Annotated in this window: 12 protein-coding genes and 1 tRNA gene; 1 reads left to right on the forward strand and 12 read right to left on the reverse strand. The window is 69.9% G+C overall.

Features of this window, described 5'->3' with window-relative positions; all coding sequences use genetic code 11:
• Positions 1–27: 27 nt before the first annotated feature.
• Genes mpaC through ACFU3E_RS12485 form a run of 5 tightly spaced genes read right to left on the reverse strand, consistent with a single transcriptional unit; the run spans position 28 to position 5,363 of the window.
• Positions 28–1,272 carry a daptide-type RiPP biosynthesis dehydogenase gene (gene mpaC, locus ACFU3E_RS12465; RefSeq protein WP_384155518.1) on the reverse strand — a complete coding sequence of 415 codons (1,245 nt, stop codon included), beginning with the start codon at positions 1,270–1,272 and terminating at the stop codon, positions 28–30.
• A complete protein-coding gene (gene mpaD, locus ACFU3E_RS12470; RefSeq protein ID WP_384155521.1) occupies positions 1,269–2,555 on the reverse strand; it encodes a daptide-type RiPP biosynthesis aminotransferase in 1,287 nt (428 codons plus the stop codon). The genes mpaC and mpaD overlap by 4 nt, the downstream gene beginning before the upstream one ends.
• Positions 2,552–3,376: a daptide-type RiPP biosynthesis methyltransferase gene (gene mpaM / locus ACFU3E_RS12475; protein ID WP_384155524.1), complete on the reverse strand. Its 825-nt coding sequence runs from the start codon at positions 3,374–3,376 to the stop codon at positions 2,552–2,554. Before mpaM ends, mpaD begins: the two co-directional genes overlap by 4 nt.
• Positions 3,373–4,362, reverse strand: a complete 990-nt coding sequence (gene mpaB / locus ACFU3E_RS12480) for a daptide biosynthesis RiPP recognition protein (RefSeq protein ID WP_384155527.1) — start codon at positions 4,360–4,362, stop codon at positions 3,373–3,375. The genes mpaM and mpaB overlap by 4 nt, the downstream gene beginning before the upstream one ends.
• Positions 4,359–5,363, reverse strand: coding sequence for an LLM class flavin-dependent oxidoreductase (locus ACFU3E_RS12485; protein ID WP_384155530.1), 1,005 nt, complete (start codon positions 5,361–5,363; stop codon positions 4,359–4,361). The genes mpaB and ACFU3E_RS12485 overlap by 4 nt, the downstream gene beginning before the upstream one ends.
• A gap of 694 nt (positions 5,364–6,057) precedes the next feature.
• On the opposite strand from ACFU3E_RS12485, the gene ACFU3E_RS12490 reads away from it, so the two are divergent.
• Positions 6,058–6,444, forward strand: a complete 387-nt coding sequence (locus tag ACFU3E_RS12490) for a potassium transporter TrkG (RefSeq protein ID WP_384155533.1) — start codon at positions 6,058–6,060, stop codon at positions 6,442–6,444.
• On the opposite strand, the gene ACFU3E_RS12495 is transcribed toward ACFU3E_RS12490, so the two are convergent.
• The 7 genes from ACFU3E_RS12495 to ACFU3E_RS12525 all read right to left on the reverse strand — a co-directional run bounded on the left by ACFU3E_RS12495 (position 6,441) and on the right by ACFU3E_RS12525 (position 15,113).
• Positions 6,441–9,005 carry an ATP-binding protein gene (locus ACFU3E_RS12495; protein WP_384155536.1) on the reverse strand — a complete coding sequence of 855 codons (2,565 nt, stop codon included), beginning with the start codon at positions 9,003–9,005 and terminating at the stop codon, positions 6,441–6,443. The genes ACFU3E_RS12490 and ACFU3E_RS12495 overlap by 4 nt on opposite strands.
• Before the next feature lie 72 nt (positions 9,006–9,077).
• Complete coding sequence (locus tag ACFU3E_RS12500) at positions 9,078–9,761, reverse strand: response regulator (protein ID WP_384155539.1); 684 nt, start codon at positions 9,759–9,761, stop codon at positions 9,078–9,080.
• A gap of 96 nt (positions 9,762–9,857) precedes the next feature.
• Complete coding sequence (gene kdpC / locus ACFU3E_RS12505) at positions 9,858–10,478, reverse strand: potassium-transporting ATPase subunit KdpC (protein WP_384155542.1); 621 nt, start codon at positions 10,476–10,478, stop codon at positions 9,858–9,860.
• A gap of 5 nt (positions 10,479–10,483) precedes the next feature.
• On the reverse strand, positions 10,484–12,664 hold the full coding sequence (gene kdpB, locus ACFU3E_RS12510) for a potassium-transporting ATPase subunit KdpB (protein ID WP_384155695.1): 2,181 nt from the start codon (positions 12,662–12,664) through the stop codon (positions 10,484–10,486).
• 83 nt (positions 12,665–12,747) lie between these two features.
• Entirely contained in the window at positions 12,748–14,412 is a 1,665-nt protein-coding gene (kdpA, locus tag ACFU3E_RS12515; RefSeq protein ID WP_384155545.1) for a potassium-transporting ATPase subunit KdpA, read from the reverse strand.
• Positions 14,413–14,421: 9 nt separating this feature from the next.
• On the reverse strand, positions 14,422–14,511 hold the full coding sequence (gene kdpF / locus ACFU3E_RS12520) for a K(+)-transporting ATPase subunit F (RefSeq protein ID WP_384155548.1): 90 nt from the start codon (positions 14,509–14,511) through the stop codon (positions 14,422–14,424).
• A 528-nt stretch (positions 14,512–15,039) separates the two neighbouring features.
• Positions 15,040–15,113, reverse strand: a tRNA-Thr gene (locus tag ACFU3E_RS12525).
• Positions 15,114–15,151 lie beyond the last annotated feature (38 nt).

Here is a 15,151-nt window from a genome sequence, read left to right on the forward strand (position 1 = left end):
TTCACCCGCGCGAAGGCGCGGGAGTCTTCAGGAGGGAATCTGTGCAGGCCCCCGAGTACATGTGAGGTCTTTCGCGTTCCCGGAATTCTGGGCACTCCGTGAATTTCCGGAAAGGGATACGGCGCGTACCCCGCGCAGCACTTCACGGATGTCGTCGGTGCCGACTCCGGCGAGCATGGGAAGGCCGCCGCCCCACATACGGACGCACGACCGTGTCACGCATACGACGTCGTCCTCGCCGATCGGGTCGAGTGGCGGAATCCCGAGCCAGTCGAGCCACTGCGCGAAGCCCGTTCCCGGTTCCGCGGAGACCGGCACCGGAATTCCGTCGCGCAGCACCTCCCAGACCTCGCGGGCCCGCGCCGCCGATCCGAGGCCGGCCGCGACGTGCAGGCGGTCCCAGTAGGCGGGGATCAGATTGGCCAGCGCCCGCATCTTCCGCACCCCGAGACGATGCGAGAGGTTGTTGGCGAGGAACCATGCCTTCACGGTGAAGGCGGCGCGGTCCCGCAACAGCTCGGCGTCCTGGGTGGAGACGCTGAGCCGGGCCAGCCTGCGGCGCACCGCCGCTTCCGCCCGGCCCGTGCGGTGGACGCCGGTCAGCTCGGCGACCGCTTCCGCGGCGAGCCGCAGCACCCTGCGGTCCGTGTCGTTCAGCGGTCCCGTGGCGCCGACCACCGGGCCGACGCAGCGCAGCACGATCTCCAGGCACCCCTCCACCAGGACGTCGTACGGCATCCCGGCGCTCGCCCGGTCGTCCAGCACGGCGAAGTCCGGCTGCAGGGCGAGGCTGGTGTAGGCGCGCTTGGCCGCACCGTCCGTGAAACTGGCGATCCCGCTCACCTCGGCGGCGGTACCGATCGTGGTCGGCACCGCGGCGAGCACGGCCGGCCGCGCACGGTCGGGACCCAGCACCCAGCCGCTGCGCTGCTCCGCCGCCACGATACGAGCGGCCAGCGGATCGGTCAGCGCTGTCGCCAATTTCACGGAGTCGATCAGAGAGCCGCCACCGAACGCCACCACCCATTCGGCGGCCGGTAATTCACGTGCAATACGGCGAGCATCCTCGACGTCCCCCATCCGGTCGATTCCGAGGGGAATCATATCAATATCCGAGGACGCGATCAATTCTCGGAGGAATAGAAGTCCATAATTCTCGGAGAGGGTTTTGTCGTACACCACGGCAGTGGTCGTGGCTCCGCTGTGCACCATGCGGTCGTGCAGGGCGGCCAGACCGTCGAGCACATGGCACCGATTGATCACCGAGGTCATGCCGCGAACCCGTCATGCCCCTGCTGACGGACCCGTTCCACATAGGTGGCGACGCCGGTCCGTGCGGCCGTCACCAGCTCCGTCACCTCGGCGGCCGAGTAGGTCAGGGCCGGGATGAACTGGATGCCGTTCGGTCCGGCGTGCACGTGCGCTCCGGCCCGCCGGATCTCGCGGACCAGCGCTGGCACATGACGCTGCGCCAGCGGCGCCTCGCAGTCCATCGGGTCGCGCAACCGCACGGCCCGGAAGCAGCCCGCGCCTCGGGTGCCCAGAACCTCCGGGCCGGCCTCCCGCCAGGCGGTCAGGGCCGCGGCCAGCGCACGCCCCACCTCCCGCCCCCGGGGCACCGCGTCCAGCCGGTCGAACTCGTCCAGGGTGGCGAGCACCGCCGCCGCGGTCACCGCGGTGCCGGCCTGGGTCTCCCCGTGCAGGAGGACCGCACCCGTACTGCGGAAACGTTCCGCTACGGTGTCCCGCACCAGCAGGGCGGACGCCGGCAGTGTGCCGTTGGTGAGACCCTTGGACGCGATGAGGATGTCGGGAGCACGGTCCCATGTGTCGCTGGCGAACATCTCGCCGGTCCTGCCGAATCCGGTGGCGACTTCGTCGGCAACCAGCAACGCGCCGGTCTCGTCGGCGAGTTGGCCGAGCAGGGCCACGTAGGAGGGCTCCAGCACGACCGCGCCGTTACCGAGGACGGGCTCCACGACCACAGCGGCGATCTGCCGCCCGGCGGCCGCGAAGAGCGCCTTCAGTTCGGTCTCGTCGTTGGCCGTCACGTGCCGCACGAGTCGGGTGTCGATGCCGTAACCGCGCTGGCCGAGTTCCTCACCGGTGAGAGCGTGCGCGCCGAACGTCAGCCCGTGATAACCGTCCTTGAGGCCGACGACGATCTTCCGGGCCGGCTCGCCGCCCAGCTCGTGGTGCTGCCGGGCCAGCTTCATGACCAGGTCGTTGGCCGAACCGCCGGAGACCGAGAAGATCACCCGCGCGAAGGGGTGGGCACTGGCCGCCCGCAGCCGCTCGGCGGCCCGACGCGCGGGTTCGTTCTCGTACCGGAAGATCCCCGCGTACGACGCCGAGCGCAGCGCCTCGGTGATCCGGTCGGAGATCGCCTCGTTGTTGTAGCCGAGGTTGACGTTCCACAGGCCGCTGGTGCCGCACAGGACCTCGTTGCCGTCGGCCAAGGTGACCCGGTGGCCGGAGGTCCCGACCACACAGATCGTGTCGTCGTCGGCGTCGCTGAGCGGCATCATCATGGGCCAGAGGCTTCCCACGGTCATTCCTCTCCGACGGCGCGGACGAGCACGCTGGTGTAGCGCTCGCCCGGCAGGGTGGTGGTGGACTCGACGCGGAACCCGGCCGCCGCCAGGTCGGCGGTCAGCTCCGCCGGCGGCACCACCCGGATGAAGGAGTGGCAGACCGTGCGGGGCCCCGCGCCGCCGGGCGTGATCACCACCGTGTACCGGCCGGCGCGGTCCGCCGCGACCAGGTCGTGGACCCGGTAGACGGTGCCGGATGCGCCCGGCACGTCGAAGACGCGCTCCGGCAGGTCGACGGCGTCCTCACTGATCTGCGCCGTGGTCAGTACGAAGGTGCCGCCGGGCCGCAGATTGCCGTGGGTACGGCGGAGCAGTGCGCGCCGCTGCCCGTCGTCCAGCAGGGAGACCGAGGTGGTGCCGAGTACGGCCACACCGGCCTGCTCCGGGGCGACGTAGTCGGTGATGTCGGCATGCACGGTGGTGCACCGGCCGGCCAGGGCGCCCGGGAGCGTGGTCAGCCTCTCGCGCAGCAGTGCCAGCATCGCGGGTGACAGATCCACGGCGGTCACGTCACGGCGCAGCGACAGCAGCGGCAGCGTCAGCCGGCCCGAGCCCGCGGCGAGTTCCAGGACGGGACCGTCGGTGGCGCGGACCTCCCGCAGAACGTCGCGCACCTCGGACGCGTCGCCCAGGGTGAAGTCGTGGTAGACGGAGGCGCCCTCGGAGTCGTACATGTCGCACACGACGGTGTCCGCCGGCAGCGCGCCCACGGCCTCAGCCGCGGCGGATCCGGCCAGCGCGGCGGGAAGGGCGGGCGCGGTCACGGAAGCGGCCGGGCTCATGCGCCCACCCGCTCGGCCGGCGCGGTGAACCGCTCGACGAAGCGCAGCGCCTGTTCCTCAGCCGCTTCGGGCGTGACCAGGGCGCGCTCCAGTGCGTGCACGGTGTCCCGGTCGGTCTGGAAGTCGGCACCCGTGGCCGGGATATGGACGAGGAAGGTCTCACCGCAGCCCAGCAGGACGGGGGCGAGCGGATCACCGAGGTCCGGGGCGCCCGGCCCCAGAGGCAGGTCGCCGTCGAAGCGCATCCCGAAACCGGAGACCCGCGCTTCCTCGTGACCGCGGGCTCGCGCCGCCTGAAGGGCCCGGAGCGCCGCGTGGTACCTGCCGAGCCACGGTCGCTCCCGCACCGCGGTGACGCTCGCCCGGGAGCAGGGCAGACGGTCGGGGCCGAAGGCGGCGGCCTCGCCCGGCTCCCGCAGGACGTCTCCCACGGTGCCCAGCGTCCGGCCCAGCGGGCTCAGCCGCACCTCGTGGTCCCGGCCCACGTACAGGCGCAGGCGAGGGCCGTCCAGCGGCGCGTGCCCGCCGAGCGCGGTCACGTCGGCGAGCTGCACGGCCGGGTTGGTCATCACGTCCGACCAGACGCCCTGGTCGACGGCCGCCTCGGCGTCTGCGAGGAACGCCTCCACGTCTTCCTGGTCGGTGACCCGGATCGCGGTCGGACCGAGCAGCGCGAGGAACCCGGCAATGCTGTACGCCTGTACCTGAAGGAAGAAGGCGTCACCGAGCTGGACCTCGGAGCCCGGCTCCACGAAGGAGCCCCGGTAGGCGATGCGCGCGGCAGGAGCGCCCTGGAGCGCTTCACCGGCAGAGCCTTCCTCCGGGCTGTAGACGACGGTTCGCGAGCCCAGCAGTCCGCTCTCGGCCAGCCGCGGCACGTCCTCGGCGCTCTCCACCACGATGGTGGCGGCGCCGGACTCCGGAAGGTCGAGCCCGAAGCTCCGGCCGGTCACCCAGGACATGAGATGACGCTTGTGCGTGTTCACGACACCTGCTCCTCGCTGGTGGACTCGTTCCCGGCCTGGCCCGTGTGCGCGCTCATGTGCCGCAGGATCGTGGCGAGTTCACGCACCGCGACGTCCGGTCCGTGCAAGGCGGAGACACCGGTCACGTTGAGCACGACCTCGTCCACCCCGGCCTGCCGGTAGGCGTCCAGCTTCCTGGCCAGTTCGTCCTCCTCGCCGTACAGGAAGCCGTCGCCCGCGATCAGTTGCCTGACGTCTGTCTCCGGGACACCGGTGATCTCCAGTCCCCCGGCCCGCAGCATGCTCTGGTAGTGCGGCAGCGAGAGATGCGCCTTGTTGCTGGCCAGGGCGATGGCGAGCGGGTCGCGGTCGCCGCGGGCCAGGGCGACGGGCACGATCGCCACGATGCGCGGCCCCTTCCGCCCGGCGCGGGCCGCACCCTCGGCAATGGCCGGGGCGAGCGTCCCGGCGACGTACCCGGCCGGGGTCAGCCAGGTGATCGCCACGTCCGCCACCTCGCCCGCCACTCGGGCCGATCCCTTGCGCAGCACGCCGAGTCCGACCTCGACGCGGGGCGCGGGGTAGGGCTCGAGTTGTCCGTGGACGTCAAAGAACTCACCGGAGACGTCCACGACTTCACCGTCGAGCAGCCGGCGCAGGGCGGTCAGGTACTCCCGGCAGGCACCGAGCTGGCTGCGGTATTCCCGCCCCATGACCGCCCGTTGCAACTGGAGCGCGCCCGGGCCGTATCCGGCGACCACCGGGTGTCCGGTGGTCAGCGCGAGGGACCGGGCCTGGACGGCGGCGTCGTAAGGGTGCCGGAAGGGCATGAGAGAGACGCCGAACCCGACCGGGAACCGAAATCCGGCGCCGGCCAGATAGCTGTAGACATGATGCCCCTCCGTCAACAGCCCCTGCCCCTGCCACAGCCGGGACGCCGACGACCAGTTCACCAGGCCGGCGAACGGCAGAGCCTGTTCGGGCCGTCTGGGAACGAACGGGAGCATGACCGAGAACTTCATGAACCTGCTTCCAGTACATGGCCGACGTGAGCCACAGGATGGATGGCCGTGATGGATTTCAATGAATTTTGATGGAGCTTGATGCCTGAGCAAGCCACGTGGCCACTGCACCGAGACAGCCCGGAAAGGCCGAAGGGGAGGAAGACGCGGAGCCGGACCAGAAAAGGGAAACCCAGGCCGCGCGGCGCGTGCGCGTCTAACAGGTGTCGGAGGTCCTGCGGCACACGCGTGCATCAACTCGGCGCGCGGTCCTCGATATTTCGCTGCACCCGGTGATGGACATACTTCCCCCGTCCGTCCGCCCCTCCGAGAGGAGCGGAGTTGATCCGCATTCGACAGTCGAATGCCCTCGAGTCACGGTCAGGTGACTTCGTCAACGGCGGAAAGAAATGGTCATTTAACTCCCCGCCCGCCGATACCACCCCTCTCCCAAGGGGTTGATCACTTGGATCATGCCGCCCGACCCAACAGAAGTAAACAGGCCATCTTTCGATGTGATACACGCCACACTCGATACGCCGCGCAGTCGACTCGTGTCGCTGTGCACAGGACCATTTCGTCGCGGCACCACCGAGGTGGTGGCCCCTCAGTACCAGCGCCCCCGAGCAACGTCACACCAGGGCCCTGACCTGCCGCCTCAAGAGGATGGATTCGCGGACGTCCGCGGGATACCGACAGGCAGAAGGGCCGAAGCGTGGCAGGACGCGCGGCACGGGTGGCGCGAATGTGGCAGTCGCTGTTCACGGCACATCCCGCGCGGACCGTGGTGATGGGCTTCGGCTCCGTGATCCTTCTCGGCACGGCTGTGCTGATGCTGCCGGTGGCCACCGGGGGCGGGGCGTCCGTACGGGAGTCCATCTGGGACGCCACGTACCTGGGCTTCTTCCACGCGGTCTCGGCATTCAACAACGCCGGGTTGGGACTGCACGCCGACAGCCTGACGAGGTACGCCCTGGACCCGTTGGTGACGCTGCCCGTCGCGGTGGCCGTGATCCTCGGCGGCATCGGTTCCCCGTGCTGCTGGAGCTGCTGCGGCACCACAATGCAGCCGACTCCGCGTCCGGCGGCCCTTGGTCGCTAGGAGGTGACGTGGGCGGGCAGTTCCGGGGCGAGGGGCGGGCCGCCCGCGGTGGATTTCAGGGTGAGGGCCATGGTCATACCGCCGCCGGGGGTGTCCTCGGCGGTGAGGTTGCCGCCCATCGCCTCGGCGAAGCCGCGGGCGACAGCGAGTCCGAGGCCCACGCCGGTGCCACGCGGGGCGTCACCGTAGCGCTGGAACGGCTCGAAGATCCGTTCCTTGGCCTCGTCGGGGACACCGGTGCCCCGGTCGACCACGCGCAGCTCGACGCGGTCGCCGAGCGCGCTCGCGGCGACGAGGACGGGTTTGTGCTCCGGGCTGTACTTCACGGCGTTCTCGACGAGGTTGGCGACGGCCCGCTCCAGCAGTCCGGGGTCGACGGCCACCATGGGCAGGGTTTCGGGGATGTCCAGCTCCACGGAGCCTTCGGGGACGCCGCTGAGTGCCATCGGGACGACCTCGTCGAGACCGATCTCGCGGATGAGCGGGGTGACGGTGCCGGTCTGCAGCCGGGACATGTCGAGCAGATTGCCGACCAGGGCGTCCAGCCGGTCCGCGCCTTCCTCGATGCCGGCGAGCAGTTCGGCCTGGTCCTCCTCCGACCAGTCGACGTCCTCGGAGCGCAACGAGGTGACGGCGGCCTTGATGCCGGCCAGCGGAGTGCGGAGATCATGGCTGACGGCAGCCAGGAGCGCGGTACGGATGCGGTTGCCCTCGGCCAGTTCCTGGGCCTGCCCGGCTTGCTGCTGCAGGCGCTGGCGGTCCAGGACGACGGCGGCCTGGGCGGCGAAGGCGGCCAGCACCCGGCGGTCCTCGGCGGGCAGTACCCGCCCGGACAGGGCCAGGGCCAGATGGTCACCGACCGGCAGTTCGGCGTCGGCGTCCTCGGGCCGTGTGATCGGACGGGTCGTGCCCGCACTGTCCACGCAGGCCCACGGTTGCACGTCGCTGGCCCGTTCCAGCAGGGCCACGCACTCCATGCCGAAGGTCTCCCGTACGCCTTCCAGCAGCGAGGGAAGGGAGTCCTCACCCCGCAGCACGCTGCCCGCCAGGAAGGACAGCGTCTCGGCTTCGGCGCGCAGCCGAGCGGCCTGTTGGGTGCGGCGAGCAGCCAGGTCGACCACGGAGGCGACCGAGGCCGCGACGAAGAAGAAGACGACGATCGCGATGATGTTTCTCGAGTCGGCGATGACCCAGGTGTGGGTGGGCGGGGTGAAGAAGTAGTTCAGCAGGAGCGAGGCGACCGCGGCCGAGGCCAGCGCCGGCAGGAAGCCGCCGAGCAGTGCGGCGCCCACCGTCAGGGTGAGGAACAGCAGGACCTCGTTGGCGAAGCCGGGGCCGCGGTCGAAGGACCGATTGTTGATCACTGAGGTGAGCAGCACGGTGAGCAGTACCGGACCGGCCACGCCCACCAGCCAGCCGGCGAGGATGCGCGAGCGGCCGAGACGGGCGCCGCGGGCCACCGGCAGGCCGCGGCCCTTGGCGGCCTCCTCGTGGGTGACGATGTGCACATCCAGATCGGGCCCTGACTCCCGGGCCACCGTGGCGCTGACCCCGGGCCCGAACACGTACTGCCAGGCGCGTCGGCGGCTGGCGCCGAGGACTATCTGCGTGGCGTTCACTCCGCGGGCGAAGTCCAGCAGTGCCTGGGGGATGTCGTCGCCGATGACGTGGTGGAAGGTGCCGCCGAGGTCTTCGGCCAGGGTGCGCTGGAGGGCGAGCTCCTTGGGTGAGGCGGAGGTGAGCCCGTCGCTGCGGGCGATGTAGACGGCGAGTACCTCGCCGCCCGCGCCTTTCTCCGCCAGCCGCGCCGCCCGGCGGATGAGCGTGCGCCCTTCGGGCCCTCCCGTCAGACCGACGACGATGCGTTCGCGGGCCTGCCAGGTGGAGCGGATGCCGTGCTCGCCGCGGTAGACGCGCAGGTACTCGTCGACCCGGTCGGCCACCCACAGCAGCGCCAGTTCCCGAAGGGCGGTGAGGTTGCCAGGCCGGAAGTAGTTCGACAGGGCGGCGTCGACCTTGTCGGGTGTGTAGATGTTGCCGTGTGCCATGCGGCGGCGCAGTGCCTGCGGGGACATGTCGACCAGTTCGATCTGGTCGGCGCGGCGGGCCACCTCGTCGGGCACGGTCTCCTTCTGCCGTACTCCGGTGATCGACTCGACGACGTCGCCCAGGGACTCCAGGTGCTGGATGTTGACGGTCGATATGACGTTGATCCCGGCGTCCAGCAGCTCTTCGACGTCCTGCCAGCGCTTGGCGTTGCGCGAGCCGGGCACGTTGGTGTGCGCCAGCTCGTCCACGAGGGCGACCGCCGGCCTGCGGGCGAGGACGGCGTCCACGTCCATCTCGGTGAATGCCGTACCCCGGTACTCGATCTCGGCGCGCGGTATCTCCTCCAGACCGTGCAGCATCACCTCGGTGCGCGGCCGGCCATGGTGCTCCACGAAACCGACCACGCAGTCGGTGCCCCGCTCCATACGGCGGTGGGCCTCGGACAGCATCGCGCAGGTCTTGCCGACGCCTGGAGCGGCGCCGAGGTAGATCCGGAGTATGCCGCGTGCCATGGTGCGAGTTTCCGATCTTCTTGGCGAACGCCGAGCCGGTTCGTCCCGTCATGCGGAGCGGAACGAGGACGGTCACTTCTCGAAGCGGTATCCCATGCCCGGCTCGGTGATGAGGTGCCGCGGGTGCGAGGGGTCCGCCTCCAGTTTGCGCCGCAGCTGGGCCATGTAGACCCGGAGGTAGTTGGTCTGGGTGGCGTAGGAGGGGCCCCAGACCTCCTGGAGGAGCTGCTTCTGGCTGATCAGCCGGCCGGGGTGGCGGATCAGCTCCTCCAGCAGGTGCCACTCGGTCGGGGTCAGCCGCACGTCCTCGCCGCCTCGCTGCACCCGCTTGGCGATCAGGTCGACGGTGAAGGCGTCCGTGGTGACGACCGCGCCCACGTCCGTGGCGTCCGCCTCCTCGGTACGGCGGACGGCGGCCCGCAGCCGGGCCAGCAGCTCGTCCATGCTGAACGGCTTGGTGACGTAGTCGTCGGCGCCGGCGTCCAGGGCCCTGACCTTCTCCTCCGAGGTCTGGCGTGCCGACAGCACGAGGATCGGCGACCGGGTCCAGCCACGCAGGCCCTTGATCACATCCACGCCGTCCATGTCGGGCAGCCCCAAGTCGAGCAGGACCACGTCCGGCCTGTGGGCGGCGGCCAGCCGGAGCGCCGTGGCCCCGTCGGGGGCGGCGTCCACCTCGTACTTGCGCGCCCGCAGATTGATCACCAGAGCGCGCACGATCTGCGACTCGTCCTCGACCACCAGCACCCGTGTCAACGGTGTACCTCCTCCTCCATACGCCTCCATCCTGACCACGCGAGGGCAGCTGCCGCACCCCACCCCCGCTCCGGCACCCCTGGCCGGCCTGCCGGATCACGAGCCGTGCCGGCCGACCAGGTCCCGCAGGGCGAGGTTGAGTTCGAGGACGTTGACACGGGGCTCACCGAGGAAGCCTGCCGGGCGGCCGTGGATGTGGCCCTTGACCAGCTCGGCGACCACGGCCTCGGACATTCCGTTCGCCTCGGCGACGCGCCTGGCCTGGATCTTCGCGTACTCGGGCGAGATGTCGGGGTCGATGGCGGATGCGGAGCCGGTGACCGCGTCCGGCGGGACGGCCGACTCGGGTACGCCGTTGAAGGCGGCGACCTGCTTCTTCGCGGCCTCGACAACCTTGACGAGCGTGGGGTCGCTCGCGCCGAGCTGGCTGGAGCCGGTGGACAGCGGGTCGTAGCCGCTGTGGGACGGCCGTCCCTGGAACCACTTCGGGTCGGGCCGGTCGGTGCCGGGCAGGTTCCAGCTCTGGCCGATCAGCTCGGATCCGACCTCCTGACCGTCGGCCTTGACGATCGAACCGTTGGCCTTGTCGTGGAAGACGACCTGGGCGACGCCGGTCACGGCCAGCGGGTAGACGACGCCGGTCACCAGGGTCAGGACGAGCAGAGCGCGCAGTGCGGCCCAGGCGACCCGGGTGGTGTTGCGCAGTTCGGTGTTCACAGGGGTCACCCGATCCCGGGGATGAGGGAGATGAGCAGGTCGATGGCCTTGATGCCGAGGAACGGGGCGACGAGACCGCCCAGGCCGTAGAGGCCGAGGTTGCGGCGGAGCATCCGGTCGGCGCTCATCGGCCGGTAGCGCACGCCCTTCAGGGCCAGCGGCACGAGCGCGACGATGATCAGCGCGTTGAAGATCACGGCCGAGAGGATCGCGGACTCCGGCGAGGCCAGGCCCATGACGTTGAGCTTGTCCAGCGACGGGTAGGCGACCGCGAACATCGCCGGGATGATCGCGAAGTACTTCGCGACGTCGTTGGCGATGGAGAACGTCGTCAGGGCACCACGCGTGATCAGCAGCTGCTTGCCGATCTCGACGATCTCGATCAGCTTGGTCGGGTTGGAGTCCAGGTCCACCATGTTCCCGGCCTCCTTGGCGGCCGAGGTGCCGGTGTTCATGGCCACGCCGACGTCCGCCTGTGCGAGGGCGGGCGCGTCGTTGGTGCCGTCGCCGGTCATCGCGACCAGCTTGCCGCCCGCCTGCTCCCGTTTGATCAGGGCCATCTTGTCCTCGGGGGTGGCCTCGGCGAGGAAGTCGTCCACGCCGGCCTCGTCGGCGATGGCCTTGGCGGTCAGCGGGTTGTCACCCGTGATCATGATCGTCTTGATGCCCATGCGGCGCAGCTCGTCGAACCGCTCCCGCATGCCCTCCTTGACCACGTCCTTGAGGTGGATCACCCCGAGGACGCGGGCGCCGCCGTCGCCGTCCTCGGCGGCCACCAGCAGCGGGGTTCCGCCGGACGCGGAGATCTCCTCGGTGATGTGCGCGGCCTCCTCGGTCACCTCACCGCCACGCTCCCTGACCCAGGCGAGTACGGACGCGGTGGCGCCCTTGCGGACCTTCCTGCCGTCCACGTCCACACCGGACATGCGGGTCTGCGCGGTGAAGGCGATCCATTCGGCGTGCGCCGGCTCGCCCGGTTCAAGGGCGCGAAGCGCTTCCGCAGAAGGGTGGTGGCGGGCGACGGGTGGGAGTCCGCGCAACCCGTACTTCTGCTTCGCCAGGACGACGACGGAGCGGCCCTCGGGTGTCTCGTCGGCCAGCGACGACAACTGTGCGGCGTCCGCGAGCTCGGCCGCCGTGGTACCGCGCACCGGTACGAACTCGGCGGCCTGGCGGTTGCCGAGGGTGATGGTGCCGGTCTTGTCCAGCAGCAGCGTCGAGACGTCGCCGGCCGCCTCCACCGCACGCCCCGACATGGCGAGGACGTTGCGCTGGACCAGACGGTCCATGCCCGCGATGCCGATCGCCGACAGCAGCGCGCCGATGGTCGTCGGGATCAGGCACACCAGCAGCGCGGTCAGCACGATCAGGGACTGCTCGGCGCCCGCGTAGACGGCGAACGGCTGGAGGGTGACCGTGGCCAGCAGGAAGATGATCGTCAGCGAGGCCAGCAGGATGTTCAGGGCGATCTCGTTCGGCGTCTTCTGCCGGGCGGCGCCCTCGACCAGGTTGATCATCCGGTCGATGAAGGTCTCACCCGGCTTTGTCGTGATCTTGATGACGATGCGGTCGGACAGGACCTTCGTGCCGCCGGTCACCGCGGACCGGTCACCACCGGACTCACGGATCACGGGCGCGGACTCCCCGGTGATCGCCGACTCGTCCACGGACGCGACGCCCTCGACGACGTCCCCGTCGCCGGGGATGATGTCGCCGGCCTCGCAGACCACCAGGTCGCCGATGCGCAGCTCGGTGCCGGGGACCCGCTCCTCCGCATCGCCCGCGAGCCTGCGAGCGACGGTGTCTGTCCTGGCCTTGCGCAGAGTGTCGGCCTGCGCCTTGCCCCGGCCCTCGGCGACGGCCTCGGCGAGGTTGGCGAAGAGGACCGTCAGCCACAGCCAGACGGTGATGGCCCAGCCGAACCAGTCGTCGGGGTGCACGACGGCCAAGGCCGTGGTGAGCACGGAGCCGATCTCAACCACGAACATGACCGGTGACTTGATCATGATCCGCGGGTCCGTCTTGCGGAAGGCGTCCGGCAGGGACGTCCACAGCTGCTTCGGGTCGAACAGACCCCCGCCGACCCGGCCGGCGCCGGGCCTGTGGCCGGTGGGCGCGTCCTGGTGCGGCGCGAGGGACGCGGCGCCCGGGGTTGTGGACGGGGTGTCCTGTGGCGTGGTGGACATGGCGTCGTGCGGGGTGGACATGGCGTCCTGCTTCTTCACTTCCGGTGAGAGTGTGTCCGGTGCGTGTGTGCCGATGTCGGGGGTCATGCGGCCAGTCCCTCCGCAAGCGGGCCCAGCGCCAGAGCCGGGAAGAAGGTCAGCCCGGCGACGATCACGACCGCGCCCACGAGCAGCCCGGTGAACAGCGGCTTCTCGGTGCGCAGCGTGCCCGCCGTGGCGGGGACGGGCTTCTGCTCGGCGAGCGAACCGGCCAGGGCCAGCACGAACACCATGGGCAGGAACCGGCCGAGCGCCATGCACAGCCCCAGCACCGTGTTGTGGTACGGCGTGTCGGCGGCGAACCCGGCGAACGCCGAGCCGTTGTTGTTGGAGGCGGAGGTGTAGGCGTACAGGACTTCGGAGAAGCCGTGCGCGCCGGTGTTCGTCATCGACGCCTCCCCCGTGCCCAGCGCCATCGCAAGGGCGGTGCCGATCAGCACCAGCGCCGGGGTGACGAGGATGTACAGGGCGGCGAGCTTGATCTCCCGGGTGCCGATCTTCTTGCCCAGGTACTCGGGCGTACGCCCGACCATCAGCCCGGCGATGAACACCGCGATCACGGCCATGATCAGCATCCCGTACAGCCCGGAGCCGATCCCGCCGGGCGCGATCTCACCCAGCATCATGCCGAGCAGCAGCACACCGCCGGACAAGCCCTGGTAGGAGTCGTGGAAGGAGTTCACCGATCCGGTCGAGGTCATCGTCGTCGACACCGCGAACAGCGAGGACGGGCCTTCACCGAAGCGCTGCTCCTTGCCCTCCATCGCACCGCCCGCGATCTGCGAGGCGGTGCCCGGGTGGGTGTACTCGACGATCGTCACCGCGACGACGCCCGCGAACCAGATCACGGCCATCGCGGCGAGGATCGCGTATCCCTGCTTCACGCTGCCGACCATCGTCCCGAAGGTGCGCGGCAGCGAGAACGGGATCACCAGCAGCAGGAAGATCTCCAGCAGGTTGCTGAACCCGCCCGGGTTCTCGAACGGGTGGGACGAGTTGGCGTTGAAGAACCCGCCGCCGTTGGTGCCCAGGTCCTTGATGGCCTCCTGGGAAGCCACCGCACCCGGGCTGATGGCCTGCTCGTCCCCGGTGAGGGTGGTGACCGTGTGGATGTCGCCGAAGTTCTGGATCGCCCCCGCAGCAACCAGCAGCACCGCGGCCACGACCGAGACGGGCAGCAGGATCCGTACGACGCCGCGCACCAGGTCGGCCCAGAAGTTGCCCAGCTCCCCCGTCCGCGACCGGGCGAAACCGCGCACCAGCGCGATCGCGACGGCGATACCGACCGCCGCCGACACGAAGTTCTGCACCGCCAGACCGGCCGTCTGTGTGACGTGACTCATCGCCGTCTCACCCGAGTACGACTGCCAGTTCGTGTTGGACACGAACGAGACGGCGGTGTTGAACGCCTGGTCGGGGCTGATCGCCTTGAAGCCGAGCGACAGCGGCAGTTTGTCCTGCACCCGCTGGAGCAGGTACAGGAACAGGACGCTCACCGCCGAGAAGGCCAGCAGCGCCCGCAGACAGGCGGGCCAGCGCATGTCGGCGTCCGGGTTCGCGCCGATGGAGCGGTAGATCCACCGCTCGACGCGCAGATGCCGCGTGGAGGAGTACACGGCGGCCATGTAGTCGCCGAACGGACGGTGCACCAGGGCCAGCGCCGCGATCAGCACTGTCACGAGGAGCACATCAGCAGGAACGGGGCTCATGTGCGCTACTCAGAACCTCTCCGGGAGGACCAGGGCGAGGACCAGGTAGCCCAGCAGGGCCACCGCCACGACCAGGCCGACGACGTTTTCGCCACTCACAGCCGGCTCACCCCCCGGGCGATCAGAGCGACCAGGGCGAACACCACGACGGTGGCGAGAACGAAGGCCACATCGGCCATCGCGAGCTCCTACAAAGGTTCGACGTGCGGACCTGTCCTTCCTAACCCCGCCGCACCTCGGACGGACCGTCCGTTGACGGCGTCCTGACGGCCGCCGGCCTTTCCTTGACGCATTCCTGACGCGGCCTGTTCCTCGGTCGCCAAGGCGCCTCTCCTTTCGTGGCCGCGGCACCCCCGTCCCTGCCGCGACCTGTCCTTATGGGGTCGCGGGGGATCCTCCGGTTCGAACAGCAGGGCGTTAGGCGTATGGATCACGAGCGGGGAGGGCGCAGGCGATCTGGTTGGGGCCGAAGCCAAGAGGAAGGGCGAGCGGGAGAAGCCCAAGAAGCAGGGCACCGGACCGCTTCGCTCACGCAAGCCATCTCGCGGCACTCCGTCCGCGTGCCGCGTCATGACCCAAGCAACACAAAAAGCCAGGTCACGAGCCACGTGACCTGGCCTTTTTCAGAGCCGCCTTCGGGATTCGAACCCGAGACCTACGCATTACGAGTGCGTTGCTCTGGCCATCTGAGCTAAGGCGGCGCGCTGTCCGCACTATGGCGCGATCAGCAACGACGGTA

Origin of the sequence: Streptomyces sp. NPDC057424 (assembly GCF_042803315.1) — a bacterium.
GTDB lineage: Bacteria > Actinomycetota > Actinomycetes > Streptomycetales > Streptomycetaceae > Streptomyces.